Origin of the sequence: Segetibacter aerophilus, from assembly GCF_007991655.1 — a bacterium.
GTDB lineage: Bacteria > Bacteroidota > Bacteroidia > Chitinophagales > Chitinophagaceae > Segetibacter > Segetibacter aerophilus.
Map to the genome: position 1 here is coordinate 12,204 of NZ_BJYT01000011.1, position 18,809 is coordinate 31,012.

The following is an 18,809-nucleotide window of genomic DNA, read 5'->3' on the forward strand; positions in this document are numbered from 1 at the left end:
TAAAAACATCTAAAGTAAGTTCGCAGTTCTACTTCGCTTTATAAGCCTTAATGCCCTGTTGATTTATTCCAAAAAGCAAAGTTTTATTTATGTTGATTACGCTTCTTACATCGCCCCAAATATTGAAGCCGGAACTTGCCTGCGTTACATATGTAAAGTCACCCTTGCCGTTACCCTTCAACAATGTTCCGTAATTGGCATCGTATTTACCAAATCTCAGGCGTGCATGATTGATATTTCCGCACAACAATAGGTCTTCTTTTCCATCTTTGTCGTAATCTAAAGGAGTAATCGTAAAGACGGGAGAAAATTGTGCTTGTAAGGGTAACTTCTTTTCATGAAACTTCTTGTCGGGACCACTTTCAAAATAAGCTGTTTGCAAGTAGTTCGCCTGCAACCTTCCTGCACCCGTTAATTCTTGTTCAGTAAAAATATCTTTCAGTGTTGCATCTGCATAGCTTTTATAATCAGTAAAACGTGTTCGCATAATGCTCATCTGGTCAAGCAATTCATCTCGGGTCACATAAGGATAACTTTTACCCTGGATATAAAAACAAAGGATTGGATCGATTGATCCGTTGTCATCAAAGTCTTTATAAAACATTTCAGCCGGCTCTTTGTCTGAAGCCTTGCATTGTGTGTTCAATCCCTGGTTGCCAATGATAAGATCAGTTTTTCCATCAGCATTAAAATCCCCGGTTGTTATTTTATTCCACCAGCCGCTATACTTTCTTTCAAAATAATTATCAGTTCTGTTTTCCAACTTGCCATTAATATTTTCAAATACTGTTACCGGCATCCACTCCCCTACAATTACAAGCTCGTTTTTTTGATCGCCATTTAAATCTACCCATGCGCCATCCGTTACCATTCCAATCTTTTGCAACGCAGATGATATAGTAGTGGTTTGATCAGTGAAGTGGCCCTTACCATCGTTGATTAGTAAGTAACTCTGAGGCGTCTCGGGATAGCGCCCTGGAATAACTCTTCCGCCAATAAAAAGATCAAGAAAGCCGTCTCCGTTTATATCGTTCGCACGTACACAACTTTTACTTGTTCGAATTGCGGGTACTACACTTTCACTTTTTGTAAAATTTCCTTTACCATCATTAAGGTATAGCCGATCTTGTAACATTACATCTTCGGGTAGATAACTATGATAGCCACCGCTGGCTATGTACAAATCATTAAAACCATCTTTGTTGGCGTCAAAGAATAATGCGTCAGCGTCTTCACATGCTTTGTCTGCTTCGAGTGCAGCCTGCTTTTGCTCTAAAAAGCCTCCATTTTTTTGCTGCAGAAAAATTGCACCTGCCTTTCCACTTCCTCCGCCCACGTAAACATCCTCGAGCCCATCACCATTTACATCTCCTTTTACTAAGCAAGGACCTGAAAAAGAAAGTGGATTAACAAGAAGGGGCTGTCTTTTAAAATCATTGATTGTATTAGACGCAGTTGTGAATTTAATAGGCGAGGATACTTCTGTAAATAAAGGAAGGGCTTTCTGTTGTCGGCTTTTTATAAACATCGCATCAGCTTCCTTCAGAGTCATCATTTGATTTGCTTGCACAGCCTTAATCATTTGCTGTTTGCCACTTAGCCATATTACCTTTACCGAGTCTACTAAGTTATCTTTTCCTAAACCAAAATGAAGAATTGACGAAACACCCGATTGAAAGCCACGGGTTGGCATCTGTTCGAGGTATTGCATTTTATCTTTGAAAAAGATTGAAACCTTTGCTCCTAGCCCTTCAGTATTTTGGCCAAAGCCCTTTAGATTGATCTTCAGAAAATTGTTCTTTAGCTGGGTATTGGCTTCGTTCTGATAAATGAAAGCAGGCTGATTGATGTTATTGACAACCAGGTCAAGATCTCCATCATTATCCAAATCTGCATAAGCGGCTCCGTTACTGTCGGATGTGGAATCCGCACTCCACGCCTTGCTAACATTGCTAAAAGTTAGGTCTCCATTATTTTTAAAAAAATAATTAGAAACATTCGTTGAAGGCATCTTACCTACAGCGTCAAGTAGATCGCTTCTTGTCAATTGCCGGTCCTTGAAGTTTTCGCCCATAAACTTCAAAAAATCCTGGTTTGTAAAATCTCTTAAAACTCCGTTAGATACAAACAGATCTTTCCATCCATCGTTGTCGTAGTCGGCAAGAAGGGGCGCCCAACTCCAGTCGGTGTTTGAGATACCAGCCAGTTGCCCTATTTCACTGAATGTTCCATTGCCATTATTTAAGTGGAGCATGTTGCTCATGTACTGGTAATAAAACCCAGAGCGAATATTGACATCTACTTTTTCATAGTTGTCGGGAGCAAATAACAACTTTTGCCTGTGATTATCTTCCGGCAGCATATCGAGGCTTACAAGGTCATTTAGTCCATCGTTATTAATATCAGAAATGTCGTTACCCATTGAGAAGAAAGAAGTGTGGCCAACACTGTTTTGAAGCCGATCAGTAAAAGTGCCATTCCCATTATTCATATAGAAAAAGTCAGGTTCAAGATAATCGTTAGAAATATAAATGTCTTGCAGCCCATCTCCGTTCAAATCTGCTACGCCAGCTCCTAATCCATGCGATAGCACAGTGCTTTTAATACCGACTGACTGAGTTACTTCGCTAAAGTGATTATCATCATTTCGTAAAAGCTTTAACCCGCTCAAATGATCATTTTCTTTGAGGAGCTCCTTAATAGTAGCCTCATCTAATATAGTGCGTCTAACAATGCTATGGTTTAACAGCAGCACGTCAAGATCTCCATCCTTATCGTAGTCAAAGAACACGGATTGTGTTGTATAAGAAGAGTCATCTAAACCATACTTTTTCGCTTGTTCGCTAAAGTGGGGAATTCCGTTGCTGTCTGCACCGTCGTTTATAAATAATTGCTTTACTCTTTTTTCCCCTCTTAGTTTGCCGGAATAAGATATGTAGATGTCCTTTTTCCCGTCACCATTGATATCAGTCATGGTAACTCCGGTTTTCCAAGGTCCTGGTCTTCCAGCTACTCCTGCAGAATTGGTAACATCTTCGAACTGCATTTTTCCTTTATTCAGGTATAACTTGTTATCTACCATGTTTCCGGAAAAGTATAAATCCTCCAAGCCGTCGCCATTTACATCACCTACGCTTACCCCGCCGCCATTATAAAAGTATTCATAGATTAAAACGTTTGTGTTCAATCCTTCCTCCAAAGCATTGTTGAATTCCACATGAGTGTGAGTGGATGGTAGTAGAGTAAATAGTGAACTGGAGCTACTGTTTGACTCGTCATTCGAATTTGAGTTGCTGCAACTTAGTAATAAGGCTAACCCGATTACCAACGAAATATAATTCAATGTTTTATTCTTCAAAAGGAGTTAACGATTTAAATGATTTTTTATAAACAATAATACGAAGTTCAGGACTTCGTTTTAATGCATCCCTTGTACTCTTTAGCTAATACTTTAAATCTTTAGGGAAGTAAAATTAAAATTTCTTAGAATTTGGAAAGTACTAAAAAGCGAAAATCTACGTCCCTGTCGGGCCATAGATTTTCGCTTAAATTAAATATCTATTTTATTTAGTATCCGGGATTTTGGTCCAACTTAGTTGCTTTTGAAGTTGGATCAGCATTCCTTTTTACTTCGTCCAAACTAAAAGGTCTGTAATACATTTTATCATCCCACTTCCTGTTTTCAAGACTCGTAGTCTTCACCGGAGTGTAAGTATAGTCAAACTTCGTTGGATCTTTTCTGTAAGGCGAAGGAGCAGTAGCTCCCGGCTTAAGTACCCCTTGAACATCAATATAGGTTGTTGTTCTACCAAGTGTTTCTTTTGCAATCATCCAACGTCGGGCATCATGGTATCGTTGTTCTTCATATGCCATTTCTATTCTCTTTTCACTGCGCAAACGCTGTCTTAATGCATCACCAGATTCTGTAGCCGCGGGCAGGCCTGCTCTGAACCGTATCTTATTAATCCAAGTCCTCGCCTCAGCATCTAATCCTAACTCAATACAAGCTTCAGCGTAGTTGAACATCATTTCTGTGTACTTTAAAAATCCCCACGGAATGTACTGGCGCTGTGTATTTTCGATAATGTTAGGATCAGGATCAGTAAATTTCCTGAAATAATAACCTGTCCAGCTACCATTCCAGTTTTCTATTGAACTTTGACGTGTATCCAGCCCTGGTAGTACTGTGCTACCAATTTTGTAAGTACCGGTTTGTATTTGGTTAGCAGGATCAACGTTACCTGAAATTTTATCACGTGGTTTCCAAGGAGCGCCATCATACAAAATAGTAGCATAGAAACGAGCTTCCCTGTTATCATATGGGTTTGCTTTATGCTCAGGCTTATTCCAATCGAATTTTGTTCCATCCATCATCTCATAGTCATCCACCAGCTCCTGTATTGGAGAATTACCTGACCAGTTATGATAACCATTTGGGCCGTTGTATAAACCTACCTGGCCTGCGCCTTCGTTTAAGTTTGTGCTAAAAGTCCTTTCAAACAATAATTCTTTAGCAGCGGCCGGATCAGCTTCAGGGCTTTTACTTCCTCCGCCCATGGCTATCGAAATGTAATTTTTCCTAGCCTCTTCAAAACTAACTGGAGCGGTTAAATCTGTTTTATATCCTGACCCTGCTGCATCTAACACAGCTTTTGCTGCGTCTTTAGCTGCTTGCCAGCGAGCAGTTCTGCTTCCAGTTACGTATCCTATTAGCTCAGGTTTTGCATACGCAGCCAATACAGGGGATTTTGCCTTAGCTGTAGGCATGTCGTGCAGGTCACTAGCAGCATATATTAGGACACGTGATTTCAGAGCAAGGGCAGCCAAATCAGAAGCCTTTCCCCTAACCTTAGCTTTACCTTTTAATAATAGTGCGGAAGAGTCAAGATCTTTAACAATAAAATTCACACACTCTTCATAAGTATTCCTCGCTATCGAATAATCTTGGTCCAACCCATAACTTTTCGTAATTAAGGGAATGCCACCATAGAATCTTAGTAGTTGCTGGTAGTAATAGGCTCTTAAAAACTTGGTCTCTCCCAGCAATCTGTCTTTCAAACTCTTGTCATCAAATGTTGCTGTACCTAGATTCTCCAAAGCTATGTTTGTAGAACGGATGCGGTTATACATGTTCTCATACTCAAAGTTTCCACTCTGCCAGCCAAGGTTAGAAGGGTTCAAAGTTCCTTCGTTGATAACGTTAATACTTCTGCCTGCGTGTGTAAAAATGGCCTCGTCAGAAACTGACGCCATCATTTGTTCTTCAAACCCGCCTTGACCTAAGCCTGCATATAGGTTGTTTACAAATGCTTCTGAGAGCGTTGCATCTTTCCAGGTATCGCTACCAGGCACCTGGTCTAAAGGCTTTGTATTTAAAAAGTCTTTTTTACAGGCAGTCAACATGCTGCTTAAGGCAAGCACCAGAATGAATGTTTTCTGCATTGTCTTCTTCATAATTTTATTTTTAAAACGTTACTCTTACACCCGTATTGATGATTCTTGATTGTGGATAGTACTGACCATTTGATGCAGTCGACTCAGGATCCCAGATTTTCATCTTATCCCATGTATAAAGGTTCAAAGCATTTACATACACCTTAAATCTGCTGATACCAATCTTCTTGCCCAAACCACCAAGATTATAACCGATCTCTATGTTCTTAAGACGCAGGTAATTACTAGGTCTTAAAAAATAAGTATTATTTCCAAAGTTTTGTCCGTCGTTAGTGTAATAAGTATTACCCCTGTTCGCGAGACGTGGATCTACACTGCTAGGATTATCAACTGACCAGCGGTGCTCATAACTATACTTCAAATAGTTTCCAAAATCACCTGTTTCATGCACATTAAATAAAAGCAATCCACCAGTTGCACCTTGCATAAGAAGGGACAGATCAAAGTTGTGATACTGCATATTTAAACTCATACCACCGGTAAAAGTTGGGTCCCTGTTTTTGTCTAATCTTACTCTATCCCAGCTATCAATTTTTCCGTCGGGTGCGCCATCTGCACCAGGACCGCCTACATCTTTAAACTTCATGTCACCTGGACGAAGTGTACCTGTTGCCGCACTATAGTTTATTGTATTTGCAGCAATTTCTTTTTCATCCCTGAAAACACCATCATATACATAAGCTAAGAAATTAGCTCCGTTTGTACCATATGAACGTCCGGTCGAAGTCTGATAAGGCTGAAGACCAGGGGCCTCATCCCAAAAAATAATCTTGTTCTTAGCATAACCACCATTTACGCTAACGCTAAAGGTAAGGTCGCCCGCTTTGCCGTTATAACCAACTCTAAATTCATATCCTTTGTTATCGAGTTTACCTAAGTTCACTGGTGGAAGCAAAGATCTAATTCCAGAAGACGAAGGAGTTGAACCGCCACGTGGGATAAGAATTTTTGAACGTTTGTTATAGAAGTAATCCAATTCGAAGAAAACCTTGTTATTGAATAAGGATCCTTCTAAACCAATGTCTGAATTATTTGCAACCTCCCATGTGATATCTGGATTAGGTACAACACGCTCTCTAAGTGTAGTTTGAACAGCAGAGTTGATGACCTGAGTTCCAAAAGCATACGTCGGTAGATACTGGTATTCAGCAATCCTATCATTCCCTAACTGACCATAAGACGCACGGATTTTTAAATTATTAACAAAAGGTACCTTGAAAAAGTTCTCTTTTGAAATGTTCCATCCAACCAATACACCTGGGAAAAATCCGAAGCGCTTGTCCTCAGGAAAAATGTATGATCCATCATTTCTCCATAAGAACTCAGCCAAATACTTCTCTCTGTAGTTGTACGCAACCCGACCAAAATAACTTAGACGAGCCTGGTTAGATGCTGAACCTCCGACATTTTGCTCAGCAGCACCACCAGCAAAAAGTTGGTCTACAGCAGGAGAAATAAAATATCTTCTGAAGGCGTTGAAGTTATCTGCATTCCTGGTTTCTTTAGTAGTACCGGCTAAGAAACCAACAGTATGATCGCCGAATGTGTGATCATATGTAAGTAAGGCTGTCAGGTTTATATTTAGTGCGTTCTCATTACCCTGAGTTAAACGAGGGTCAGCAAAGGTCGAACGTACACTCTTTTGAAGCAATGGAGTTTTACCATCGGCCTCATAACTTCTCTTATCCCAGTTATACAAATACCATGGGGTTTGAAATCTTCTTGTGCCCCTGCTGAATTTATCAACAGCTCCGCTTAAAGAAACTTTCAATCCTTCTATCCAAGGATTAGAAAAATCAATTTTTCCATTTGTTTGAAAATAATCTCTTTTATCCCTGTCGTACCCTGTGGCACTTGTGGTAATTACAATAGGGTTTTGTCCGTTTTCGATATCAGGTCCCGGCAAACCATTGGGCCAAACTTCCGGCTCAGTTGGCTTTCCACGCATTAGCATTCTGAACACAGTACCGGCACTTTCTGTTGGAAAAAAGCGATACTCTTCTCTGGCGGTAAGTCCAATATTTGCATTAATGTACTTGTTCACTTTTGCATCCAGGTTTATCCGCATGTCATACTGCTTATACCCTGTGGCAGAATTCTTATAATAAGCGTCCTGATTTTCGTAACCAGCAGAAGCAAGAAAACGGATGTTTTCTGACCCACCACTAATTTGAAGACCATGGCGATCCTGAGGTGACCACGTTTTCATAGTTGTTTTGAACCAATCTGTATTTGGATGGCCCCAAGGGTCTGATCCGTCTGCGTATTTTTGTATATCAGCCGGCTGAAAGGGAGCATTAACTGTAACGTTGTTGTCAGTACGTTTATAAGTACCGGTTTTTTTGAAGGCATCCCAGGCTGCACCCCATTGGCTAACAGGAATACTGCTAAACAGCGTTTGCTCATTCAATAACTCGGTGTATTGAACCGCATCAGCCAAAGCAGGAATTCGAGTTGGTTGGGCAAAACCTTTATTAAAATCATAAGTAATTACAGGCTTACCACTCTTTCCTTGTTTAGTAGTAATTAGAATAACACCATTTGCGGCACGAGAACCGTAAATAGCAGCAGAGGCATCCTTCAAAATAGACATGCTTTCTATATCGGCCGGGTTGATCCTATCCAATCCACCCGCACGATCAGGAACACCGTCAATAACAATTAGCGCCGAGCTATTTCCCGTTGTGTTTGTACCCCGAATACGGATCGTTGAACCATCAAAACCTGGCTCGCCACCCGAATTTATTGCAGTTACACCTGGTAATCTTCCCGCTAGCGAGTTGGATAGGTTAACTGTAGGCGATTTTTCTAACTCGGTCCCTTTAACAGTCGCCACCGAACCTGTAACGGTAACTTTTTTCTGAGTACCATAACCGACCACTACGACATCTGTCAGTTGCCCAGCTGCGGCAAGCATTTGAATATTAATTGAAGAACGTCCTCCAACTTTAACTTCCTGGTTTGCGTAACCTACGTTACTAACTACCAGGGTAGCATTGGAAGGAGCTGTAATTGTAAAATTTCCCTTGGAATCGGTTTGAGTAGCTGCCGTTCCACCTTTTACCATAATGGTAACCCCTTCTAAAGAAGAGTCTCTGTCTGTAACTCTACCAGTAATCCTTTGCTGAGCAAAAAGATTGAAAGAGAGAAAACTAAGGGTAATCAAAAGAAGAAATTTCAACTTTCGGGGATGAGGGCTAAAGCCGGCATAAAGCTTTTGAGCACCTTTTCGACTAAGCAAGCAAATTTTCATAGTGAAGGTCTAATTTTTAAAAAATAGAATGTAAGAAGGGTTTTGAGTTATAGGTAACCTTTGAAAAAGATGAAAAGTTACAAGGAGGACGAATGGAGGTTTCAATGTAAATTTTAATCATTTGAAGAATCGTTTTAGTAAATGGATTATTGTTGGCAACACTTGTAATGAGAAACACTACTATGTTCTAAAGGATATTGGGGAATAAACGGGAGTCTATTAATTTTAAAAAAAAGAGTGAGAGATACTTTTCTCAGTTCCTTGATTAGTTGTAAAAAGATTTAATTCTTGTAGAACAATCACTATTTCATCTACTTACAAATCAACAAATGGTAAAATCGACAAACAACCGTTTATAATCGGCATAAATGTAAACGTAATTTAACATTTAAAAAAAATGTTTTTTAAATGAAAGAGAGGTAGAGCAAAGAAAGAATGGATGCCGCAGGTATTTTTATACTTATTGTTTATGAGCAGTATCGGCACCATCCTGAAAAACTTGAACAGATGATTTGTAAAGAGTATTTAGGCTTGTTAAAATAACAAAGGAACCTACAATTATAAACATAGTTTTTAGAGGAAGTTTTCCTACAAGTCGCGCAGCAATTGGAGCAGCAATCAATCCGCCAAAGATTAAACCTAAGACATCCACGAGAGGAATGCTTTTTAGAAGAATAAAAAAGGTTATTGAACTTGCTAGCACAACAAAAAATTCAGCTAAACAAACAGAGCCGATTACATAACGTGCGCTTCTTCTTTTTGCAATGAGCGTACTTGTTACCAATGTACCCCAGCCTCCGCCTGCAAAAGCATCCATAAAACCACCGGCAGAAGCAAGCCAGCCAGCCCTTTTTACTTTGTCACTGAAATTTCTTTTACCGAATGCTTTCCTTACAATGTAATACCCAAGGTAGAGTGTATAAATCGAAAGTGGAATGCGAACAAAAGAGGAATATTGCTGACCTAAAAAAGCAAGGGAAGCGCCAATGATTGCACCGATAACACCAGGGATGACCAAAGCGCGAAAAAGCTTTTTGTTGATGTTACCAAATCGGTGATGACTGTATCCTGAAACACCACTGGAGAAAACTCTTGCCGAATGAACGCGGCTACTAACGATGGCAGGAGGCACACCATTAGCCAACAAAAAGGTTGTAGAAATAGTACCGTAACCCATACCCAAAGAACCGTCCGTCATTTGAGCAAGAAAACCAGTCAGGAGCATTATCAAAAAAGATCGCGTGTCGATATGATCGGGTAAGGTTTTTACGCTGTCAATAATCTTATCATAGGGAACATATGAAAGCACGCCATGACCAACAATCATAAATAAAAAAGCAAACAAGCACCACTTCACAACCCTTTGCCACTGCTTGTCGTCTTTCTTTTTAATCGTATCGGGTTCAACCTGCTTGGTCACCAACACTTTGGTTAAATCATTGAGTTTTTTTACTTTTTCGTTAAAATCTCCCTGCAAACCATTTCGCAAGCTTTGCATGTTTTCAAGCACGTTTTCCATTTCATCGGGAAGCATATTACTGATAACTTCCTTTAGGCGTTTTGCTATAGTTGGAGATTTGCCGTTTGTGGAGATGGCGATTTTCAAGCTGCCTTTTTTAACGACACTACCTAAGTAAAAATCACACAAGTCAGGTTTATCGGCAGCGTTGATGAGCTTTCCATGTTTTTTAGCAAGTGAACAAATCTCTTCACTTGCCCTATGATCGCTTAAGGCTGTTATTACGATATCTGCAGAAAAAAGATCATTTTCTTCAAATGCTTTTTCCTGCAACTGAATATTCGAATGTCGTATAGCAAGCTGCTTAATGTCCTCCGCGATCTTAATACTTACTAAATTTATTTTAGTCGAGGGAGAGTTTTGTAAAACGGTGGTAAGTTTTTCTAACCCAATATTCCCACCTCCCACTATTAAAAGACGCATCTGCTCCAGTTTTAGAAAAACCGGAAAAAGATTGTTTGTTACCCTATTCCCTAGAGAGAGTTCGCTGCCGCCGGAGGGAGGTTCATTTACTTTCATTCGAGTGCTTTTCTTCCAATTTGGAAGAAGGAAACTTGTACAGCAGTAGAAATTAGTCGTTTAATTTAAGTTCGCTCTCTTCTCCCTTTATGGCTGGGGTAGATTTACTTCACTAAAGCTACTTGCAGTTCGGGTTAAGGAAGCGCTATTCATCCACCTTTTATGCGCAAAATCGCCAAAGGTTTCATCACCAGTTTTTTCATTTTCATAAGTCTCAAACAAGAAATCTAATTCTGAGAGAATTTCATCTTCGTTCAAGCTTTCCTTATATAATTTATTTAGGCGTTCACCAATCCTATCTCCCCCTAAGTGCAAATTGTATTTACCGAGACTTGTGCCAACAAAACCAATCTCAGCAGCAAAAGGTCGTGCACAACCGTTAGGACAACCAGTCATTCTCATGACTATTTCATCCATTATCAGATTATGCTTTATTAGCAGGGGTTCAATTTTAGAAAGTAAGACGGGCATGTATCGTTGACCTTCAGCAAGAGCGAGCGGGCAAGTATTTAGGGCGACACAAGCGATAGCGTTTTTACGAATTATAGATGCATTTTCTGTATGTTCAATAATTCTAAACCGCTCTAATATTTCCTCAACAATAGCTTTGTCTTCCTGCTTAATGTCTGATACTATTAAATTCTGGTTGCAGGTAAATACAAAGTTTGCTTTGCCTGTTTTTGCAATTTCAAGCAGCGCTGATTTTAAGGCAACATTTTCATCATCTAAAACCCTTCCATTTTCTACAAAAAGTGTGTAGTACCATAAACCTTCATGGTTTTGCTCCCAACCGTAATAGTCACGGCGGGATTCAAAACTAAAAGGTCTTGCCGGCTCCAATTCAAATCCACTTCTTCTTGCGAGCTCTGCTTTCCACCAATCTTCGCCTAAACGGTCTACTGTATATTTTAACCTTGCTAGTTTTCTGTCGCTTCGGTTGCCGTAATCTCTTTGAGTGGTTAACACCTCGTACACCGCTTTCAACGTTTTTTCTTTTCCCTCAACATAACCTATGACTGATGCAAGACGTGCATAATGATCCGCGTTACCATGAGTAGCAGACATACCCCCACCTATTGCAAGGTTGAAACCTTTTAACTGCCCATTTTCTATAATGGCAATTAAACCAAGATCATTGGCTAAAACATCCACATCATTATTTGGCGGAATAGCAATTGCAATTTTGAACTTACGAGGCATGTACCTGTTTTGATACAACTCATCTTTTTCAAGTTCTTTTTCAACCAGCTTTTCGCCGTCGAGCCAGATCTCGTAATAAGCATTTGTTTTAGGCAAAAGCTTCGCGGCTATTTCCTGTGCGAATTGAAATATTTCAGCATGAAGCGGTGATTGTTTTGGATGAGAAGTGCATAATACGTTACGATTGATATCGCCGCACGTTGCAATCGTAGTAAGGCCTGCTTCATTAAACGCTTTCAGCGTAGGTTTTACCTTCGATTTTAAAACGCCATGCAACTGTATCGTTTGCCTTGTAGTAATCTTAAGTACACCAGTAGAGTTCTCTCCTGCTATATTGTGAAGTGCAATGTATTGTTGAGGAGTTATCAAACCACCGGTAAGGCGCAGGCGTATCATGAATGAATACAAACGTTCAAGCTTCTTTTCTGCACGTTCATCGCGGCGGTCGCGATCGTCTTGCACGTACATTCCATGAAAACGTACCAGCGCAATATCGTCTTCATTAATGCTGCCGGTAATTTCGTTTGCGAGGCTTTCTACAAACGTTCCCCTCAGGTTATCACTTGCCGTCTTTATTCTTTCGGTTGACGAAAGGTTCTCGTTATTTTCAGCCATAATATTTTATTTTTTATTGGCCCAGCCAATTGCTACTATAATACTTTTGTTGCGTCGCACTCTTGTGCAGTTTGTTCTTCATTCAGCCCCTTTTTTTCAGAAATTTCGATTCATAACTGAGCTGAAATTTTCGATTTTATCACTTTCCGAATATTCTTTAAAAAAGATCCAAACTATGCTGCAGTACAAGTGAGTGACACAACAATGTTGATATTCATTCAAATGCTCGTTACTAAAAATCATTTGTCGCCTCACCCCGGCCCTCTCCTCGCGGAGAGGGAGTCAAAGGTTATTTGTGGGCTATCCAATATCTTAAAAACCCGGTTTTTAATACACATCCTTCAAATACCTTCCGTCTTCTTTCAACTGCTCTACAAACTGAACAGCTTCTTCGATGGTTTTGTTTCCAAACTTCTCCACTATTTGCATCAGAGTATCTTCTACGTCGGCGCTCATGGGTTCCTTAGCACCACACACATAAATAGAAGCGCCATTGCTTATCCAATCGTAAAATTCTGCTCCATTTTGCAGCATCTTATGCTGCACATAAATTTTCTCTTTCTGGTCTCGCGAGAAGGCAAGATTGATTTTGGTAAGCGTTCCGGAGTCTTTCCAGTTTTGTAATTCTGTCTGGTAGAGAAAATCGGTGACGAAATGCTGATCGCCAAAAAATAACCAGTTACGACCGGTAGCACCAGTTGCATCACGATGCGCCAGAAACGAACGGAAAGGGGCAATACCTGTTCCGGGGCCGATCATGATAATGTCTTTATCATCCTCGGGCAAACGGAACTGGCTGTTTTTATGTATGTAGAATTCAATGCTACTATCGACTGTTAACTGGGACAGGTAATCGGAACACAAGCCGCACTTCCATTCATCGTTTACATGAAATTTGTCGCGTGCGACCGTCACATGAACTTCGCCGCTATGTGCTTCAGGGGACGATGAAATCGAATACAAGCGTGGCGCAATTGGCTCGAGTATTTCAATCAATTCATCAAACTGGCTATTGTCTTTTAAGGGATAAATTTTCAATAAATCCAATAAGGCAATTTTAGTTGAAGGAATATCCTGACCTACCAGCGCTGCATATTTGCTCACTACCCTTTCAGGCAAATAGAAAATATTGAGCTTTTTCCTTAAAAGCTCGAACGCGGTAACCTCTTCACTTCGAAAGCTGAAAGTTTTTTCCCTATCTATATTTAAGAGTTCGACAATAGGTTCAACTATTCTCAATGGGTTCTCTGGTATCACACCTAAAGAGTCACCAGGCAAGTACTCTATATCATCAGCCGCGATTTCTATATGGTGGGTTTCTTTATTAGAGCCCCTGTCATTGAGATTAATGTTGGTTAAAATAGTGCCGGTATAAATCTTCTTACCCGTTGATTTTTTAGCAACAGCGGGCGCAGTAACCGAAACTGAACCGTTACCGTTTACACTACCGTTTGAGCTCTTAGTCAACTGGTGCATTACTTGCATGAACCAGCCTTCCGCATCACTCTCATAATCAACATCGCACTTTTGCAAGGGAACAAGTCGTTCTCCTCCCAGTTTATTTAATCGACTATCAACCTCTTCACCGGCAGTAGCAAACAACGGATACGATGTATCGCCTAGCGCAAGTACGCCGTATTTGAGCTTGTTAAGTTCTAAGGTGTTCTCGTGGATGTAATCGTAAAACTTCTTCGCAGCAGCAGGTGGCTCACCTTCGCCGTGCGTACTTACGATGGCTAGAAAATAATTTTCTTTTGCTATATCATTTAGCCTGTATTGATCGAGGCTAATTACTTTGGCATTAATTCCACTCTTTTTTGCTTTTGCGGCAAAATCAGAAGCTAACCTTTTTGAGTTACCTGTTTCTGTACCATAGGTAATCGTAATCTTACTCGTAACGGGTTTGACGGCAGCAGAAACTTCCGGCTGCGATTGTCCGTCTGAGATTAAACCTGATAAGTAGCCGTTAACCCATATTTTTTCGTCTCGGGTTAAAGTGCCTACAAAATCGAGGAAGGTTTTTAGTTTAGACTCTTGTAGCATTTAAAGTTGCTTTATTCAAATTTTCTATCGCGGTTAATTGGTTAACCGGCTTAAAGTAATATTCGGTACTATGACTGTTTTCGAGCCATTTAAATTGTTCGTGCAAAGCCACCACTTTTCCTATGATTACTAAAGAAGGTGATATAAATGACTGCAGTTTCAACTGTTCGTCGTAATTGTATAAGCTGCAGATGTGAAGATTTTGCAAGGGCGTAGTTGCTTGTTCAACAACTGCCAACAGCTTGTCTTCTGCTATGTTATTTTCTGTGAGCTTCTCTACTACATTTTGTAATGTTTCTGATGACATGTAGAAAACAAGCGTGTCATTTGTCTCGGCCAGTTCCTTCCAGTATTCGTCAGAAACAATATCAGATTTGTAATAAGTAAGTAAACGAACGGCGGTAGAATATCCCCGTGCTGTTAAGGGAATACCTGCAGAAGCGGCAGCGCCCAAAGCGGCAGTAACGCCGGGAACAATTTCATAAGGGATATTATTAGAAACTACTGTTTCAAGTTCATCCATAATGTTGGAGAAGATAGACACGTCGCCACCTTTCAATCTAACCACTAATTTTCCTTCAAGTGCAAATTGCACTATCAGTTCATTAATGGTTTGCTGAGGAGTTGATACACCTCTGCGACATTGCTTTCCTACATATACAATTTCTGTATCAGGCTTTACATACTCGTTTAGGATCTCTTCACTTACTAACCTGTCCGTCAATACTACATCTGCCTGCTGCAGATATCTTGCTGTCTTTACCGTAATCAACCCAGGATCTCCCGGACCAGCACCCGCCAGTATCACTTTTCCTCGTACCTGTTGTCTTCCGGTTATCATTTTGTAATCTGTTGTTTTCTCACTGAAGGCGCAGAGATCGCAGAAAAAATATTTAAACTTTTTTTGCGACTCCCCGGTTCTCTGCGAGAGCTATTTAAAACAATCCTTCTATCGATAAATATCTTTCGCCTGTATCGTAGCAGAAGGTCAACACTCTTGAACCTTTTGGTATTTCAGGCAATTTTTTGGCTACTGCCGCCAACGCTGCTCCTGATGAAATACCTACCAAAATGCCTTCTTCCCTTGCTACTCGTTGCGCATATTCAAAAGCTTCTTCCTTTTGTACTTGGATAGTTCCGTCCAGCACGCTCACATTTAGGTTACCAGGAATAAATCCTGCACCCAAACCCTGCAATGGATGAGGACCGGGAGCCCCGCCGCTAATAACAGGAGACAAAGCCGGCTCAACCGCAAGCACTTTCAGGTCAGGCCATTTTTCTTTTAGAATTTCACTCAAAGCTGTGATGTGTCCGCCAGTGCCAACACCTGTAATAATATAATCCAATCCATCAGGAAAATCCTTCAATACTTCCTGGGCGGTTGTACGACGATGAATTTCTGTATTAGCAGGATTATCAAACTGAGCAGGCATCCATGCATTTGGTGTGGTTGAAACTATCTCAGTTGCCGTATCAATAGCACCTCTCATTCCTTTTTCACGTGGCGTTAAAACAAATTCAGCCCCATATATTGCCATTAACCTTCTTCGCTCGATACTCATACTCTCGGGCATCACTAAAATTAGTTTATACCCTTTTACGGCTGCAACCACTGCTAAGCCTATACCAGTATTTCCTGAAGTTGGTTCAACTATTACGCTACCCTCTTTCAGTAAACCTTTTGCTTCAGCATCTTCAATCATTGCCAAAGCAATTCTGTCTTTGATGCTTGCACCGGGGTTATTTTTTTCGAGCTTAATCCATACCTCATAGTCCGAACTAAATAACTTATTGATCCGGACATGCGGAGTATTGCCAATAGTTTCTAATATATTTTGAGCTTTCATGACTTATTTCACCAAGCATTTATATTTTAATCGACCCTGGTTTAAAACTCTTTCGCGGCTTCAATCCTGCCGCCTTAATCCGGCCCTCTCCTCGCGAAGAGGAAGTGAATACTCAACTCTACAATTTACGTAAGTCGCATTTATCCCACTTTTTTGTTCAAACTAGATAACAAAATTCAGTGCTTCAGGCAAGGGATTTTTGTCTCTCACCTGAATTTCACTTTTGTGATAAACGACCGAAAAAGGTGGAACGCTATAGGTTAGCCAAACATTTCCACCGATGATACAATCATGACCGATTATAGTGTCACCGCCCAATATGGTAGCGCCGGAATATATTATCACATTGTCTTCGATGGTCGGATGCCGCTTAGTGCTCGCAGCACTCTTGGCAACATTCAATGCACCCAGCGTAACCCCCTGGTAAATTTTTACATTATTTCCAATCACGGCAGTTTCACCCACAACAATACCGGTTCCATGGTCAATAAAAAAAGAGTCACCTATTTGTGCTCCGGGATGTATATCTATCCCTGTTTTGCTATGTGCGTATTCTGATAGCAACCTTGGCAACGTTCTAATTCCCTGTTCATGTAACTGATGAGAAATACGGTAAATAGCAGTTGCATAAAACCCGGGATAAGCTACTAACACTTCTTCAATAGATTGAGCGGCGGGGTCGAATTTCACAATAGCTTCAGCATCTAAAAGGAGGTGCTGATAAATTGAAGGAATTGCATCGAACAAGCTTCGGGTGTGCTGCTTGACCAGTGCTTCATCTTTGATCAATTCGTATAAAAGGGCTGAAAAGGTGCTTTTTATACTTTCATATTGTTGCTCAAGTTTGTCTTGCCCAAGCTTCTTTTCGTGTGTACCAAACAGGAAAAAAAATAGTTCGTCTATAAAATCCTCCGCTATCTGTTTATCAGGGAAACCCCGAAAACAAGTAGTGTTTCTTTTAAAGACTGCCGTTATGAAGTCCGTCTGGTTCATTTCTTTTCTCTTGTCCTTTTGAAGTGGTTCAACACACGGGAAATCTTTTTCCATATTGTTTCTATTGTATCATGCAAGCACCCACAGTAACGAAACTTGTTTCATCAATTAAAATAGCACCGCCGTTTTCACGTAAATCTTTATAAGAGTCCATAGGAATTGGTGAAGCGGTTTTTATAGTAGCTTTTATAATATCGTTCAACTCAGCTTTTGCAGGAGAGTCGATTTTTTGAAGCGTATTAACGTCCAACTTATATTCAATATCCCTCACCACACTTCTGACTACCCTACTATTAATTTGAAACAAATACTTATTTCCGGGTATTAATGGTTTGTTTCCCATCCAGCATATAAGTGCCTCAAATTCCTGTTCAACGATCGGCTGATTGTCCTTCAGAACAATCATATCTCCGCGGCTTACATCTACATCATCCTGCAGGTGGATCACCACGCTCTGGGGTGCATATGCTTCAGCTACTTCCTTGCCGGCAATTTCGATTGCCTTTATTGTTGTTTCAATTCCTGAAGGCTGAATAGTCGCCCTGTCACCTTTACGATATACTCCGCTAATAATCTTACCTGCGTATCCCCGGTAGTCGTGAAGTTCATCAACCTGTGGCCGAATAACATATTGTACCGGAAATCTGGCGCTCGTATAATTAATGTCGTTAGCTACTTCAACCTTTTCAAGATGATCCAATAAACTTTCACCTTCGTACCAAAGAAACTTTTCCGACTTTTCAACAATGTTATCACCGTTTAAGGCACTTATCGGAATATATTTTACATCCTTAAGACCAAGTGATTTAGCTACCTCAGTATAATCAATTACAATATTATTGTAGACATCTTCAGAATATTCAACCAGGTCCATTTTATTAATGGCAACAACAATGTGCGGAATATTTAGCAAAGATGCAATGATAGAATGCCGACGAGTCTGCTCGGCAACACCATTTCTTGCATCTACTAAAATAATAGCCAATTCTGAGTTCGACGCACCCGTAACCATGTTACGTGTATACTGAATATGACCAGGAGCATCAGCAATGATAAACTTTCGCTTAGGCGTGGAAAAGTATTTATAAGCAACGTCAATCGTAATTCCCTGCTCACGTTCTGCACGGAGGCCGTCAGTCAATAATGCAAGATCTATCTCTCCATCCTCACGATTTTTACTCTGCTTTTCAATTGCCTCTAACTGATCAATCAGTATTGATTTGCTGTCGTACAATAGACGTCCGATCAACGTGCTTTTGCCATCGTCTACGCTTCCTGCAGTTATAAATCTTAGTATATCCATGTCCTGTTGTCCTCATTCAACCAAAGGGTGAATTCAAGGATTTTTTATTTTTAATTTTATTTT

10 protein-coding genes are annotated in these 18,809 nt (G+C 40.3%); all 10 read right to left on the reverse strand.

What is annotated here, in order from left to right; all coding sequences use genetic code 11:
* Positions 1-28: 28 nt before the first annotated feature.
* The 10 genes from SAE01_RS14720 to SAE01_RS14765 all read right to left on the reverse strand — a co-directional run bounded on the left by SAE01_RS14720 (position 29) and on the right by SAE01_RS14765 (position 18,746).
* A complete protein-coding gene (locus SAE01_RS14720; RefSeq protein ID WP_246113247.1) occupies positions 29-3,358 on the reverse strand; it encodes a VCBS repeat-containing protein in 3,330 nt (1,109 codons plus the stop codon).
* 209 nt (positions 3,359-3,567) lie between these two features.
* Positions 3,568-5,454 carry a RagB/SusD family nutrient uptake outer membrane protein gene (locus SAE01_RS14725; RefSeq protein ID WP_147204550.1) on the reverse strand — a complete coding sequence of 629 codons (1,887 nt, stop codon included), beginning with the start codon at positions 5,452-5,454 and terminating at the stop codon, positions 3,568-3,570.
* 10 nt (positions 5,455-5,464) lie between these two features.
* A complete protein-coding gene (locus SAE01_RS14730; RefSeq protein ID WP_147204551.1) occupies positions 5,465-8,707 on the reverse strand; it encodes a SusC/RagA family TonB-linked outer membrane protein in 3,243 nt (1,080 codons plus the stop codon).
* Positions 8,708-9,167: 460 nt separating this feature from the next.
* Positions 9,168-10,745, reverse strand: a complete 1,578-nt coding sequence (locus tag SAE01_RS14735; RefSeq protein WP_147204552.1) for a TSUP family transporter — start codon at positions 10,743-10,745, stop codon at positions 9,168-9,170.
* Between the two features lie 87 nt (positions 10,746-10,832).
* Positions 10,833-12,560 carry an NADPH-dependent assimilatory sulfite reductase hemoprotein subunit gene (locus SAE01_RS14740; protein WP_147204553.1) on the reverse strand — a complete coding sequence of 576 codons (1,728 nt, stop codon included), beginning with the start codon at positions 12,558-12,560 and terminating at the stop codon, positions 10,833-10,835.
* Positions 12,561-12,887: 327 nt separating this feature from the next.
* The gene (locus tag SAE01_RS14745; protein WP_147204554.1) at positions 12,888-14,603 is read right to left on the reverse strand and encodes a diflavin oxidoreductase; all 1,716 of its coding nucleotides are present in this window, start codon (positions 14,601-14,603) and stop codon (positions 12,888-12,890) included.
* Complete coding sequence (gene cobA / locus SAE01_RS14750) at positions 14,587-15,444, reverse strand: uroporphyrinogen-III C-methyltransferase (protein WP_147204555.1); 858 nt, start codon at positions 15,442-15,444, stop codon at positions 14,587-14,589. Before cobA ends, SAE01_RS14745 begins: the two co-directional genes overlap by 17 nt.
* 94 nt (positions 15,445-15,538) lie before the next feature.
* Positions 15,539-16,450, reverse strand: coding sequence for a cysteine synthase A (gene cysK / locus SAE01_RS14755; RefSeq protein WP_147204556.1), 912 nt, complete (start codon positions 16,448-16,450; stop codon positions 15,539-15,541).
* Positions 16,451-16,612: 162 nt separating this feature from the next.
* Complete coding sequence (epsC, locus tag SAE01_RS14760; protein ID WP_246113248.1) at positions 16,613-17,497, reverse strand: serine O-acetyltransferase EpsC; 885 nt, start codon at positions 17,495-17,497, stop codon at positions 16,613-16,615.
* Positions 17,498-17,504: 7 nt separating this feature from the next.
* Positions 17,505-18,746 carry a sulfate adenylyltransferase subunit 1 gene (locus SAE01_RS14765; protein WP_147204557.1) on the reverse strand — a complete coding sequence of 414 codons (1,242 nt, stop codon included), beginning with the start codon at positions 18,744-18,746 and terminating at the stop codon, positions 17,505-17,507.
* Between the last annotated feature and the right edge of the window lie 63 nt (positions 18,747-18,809).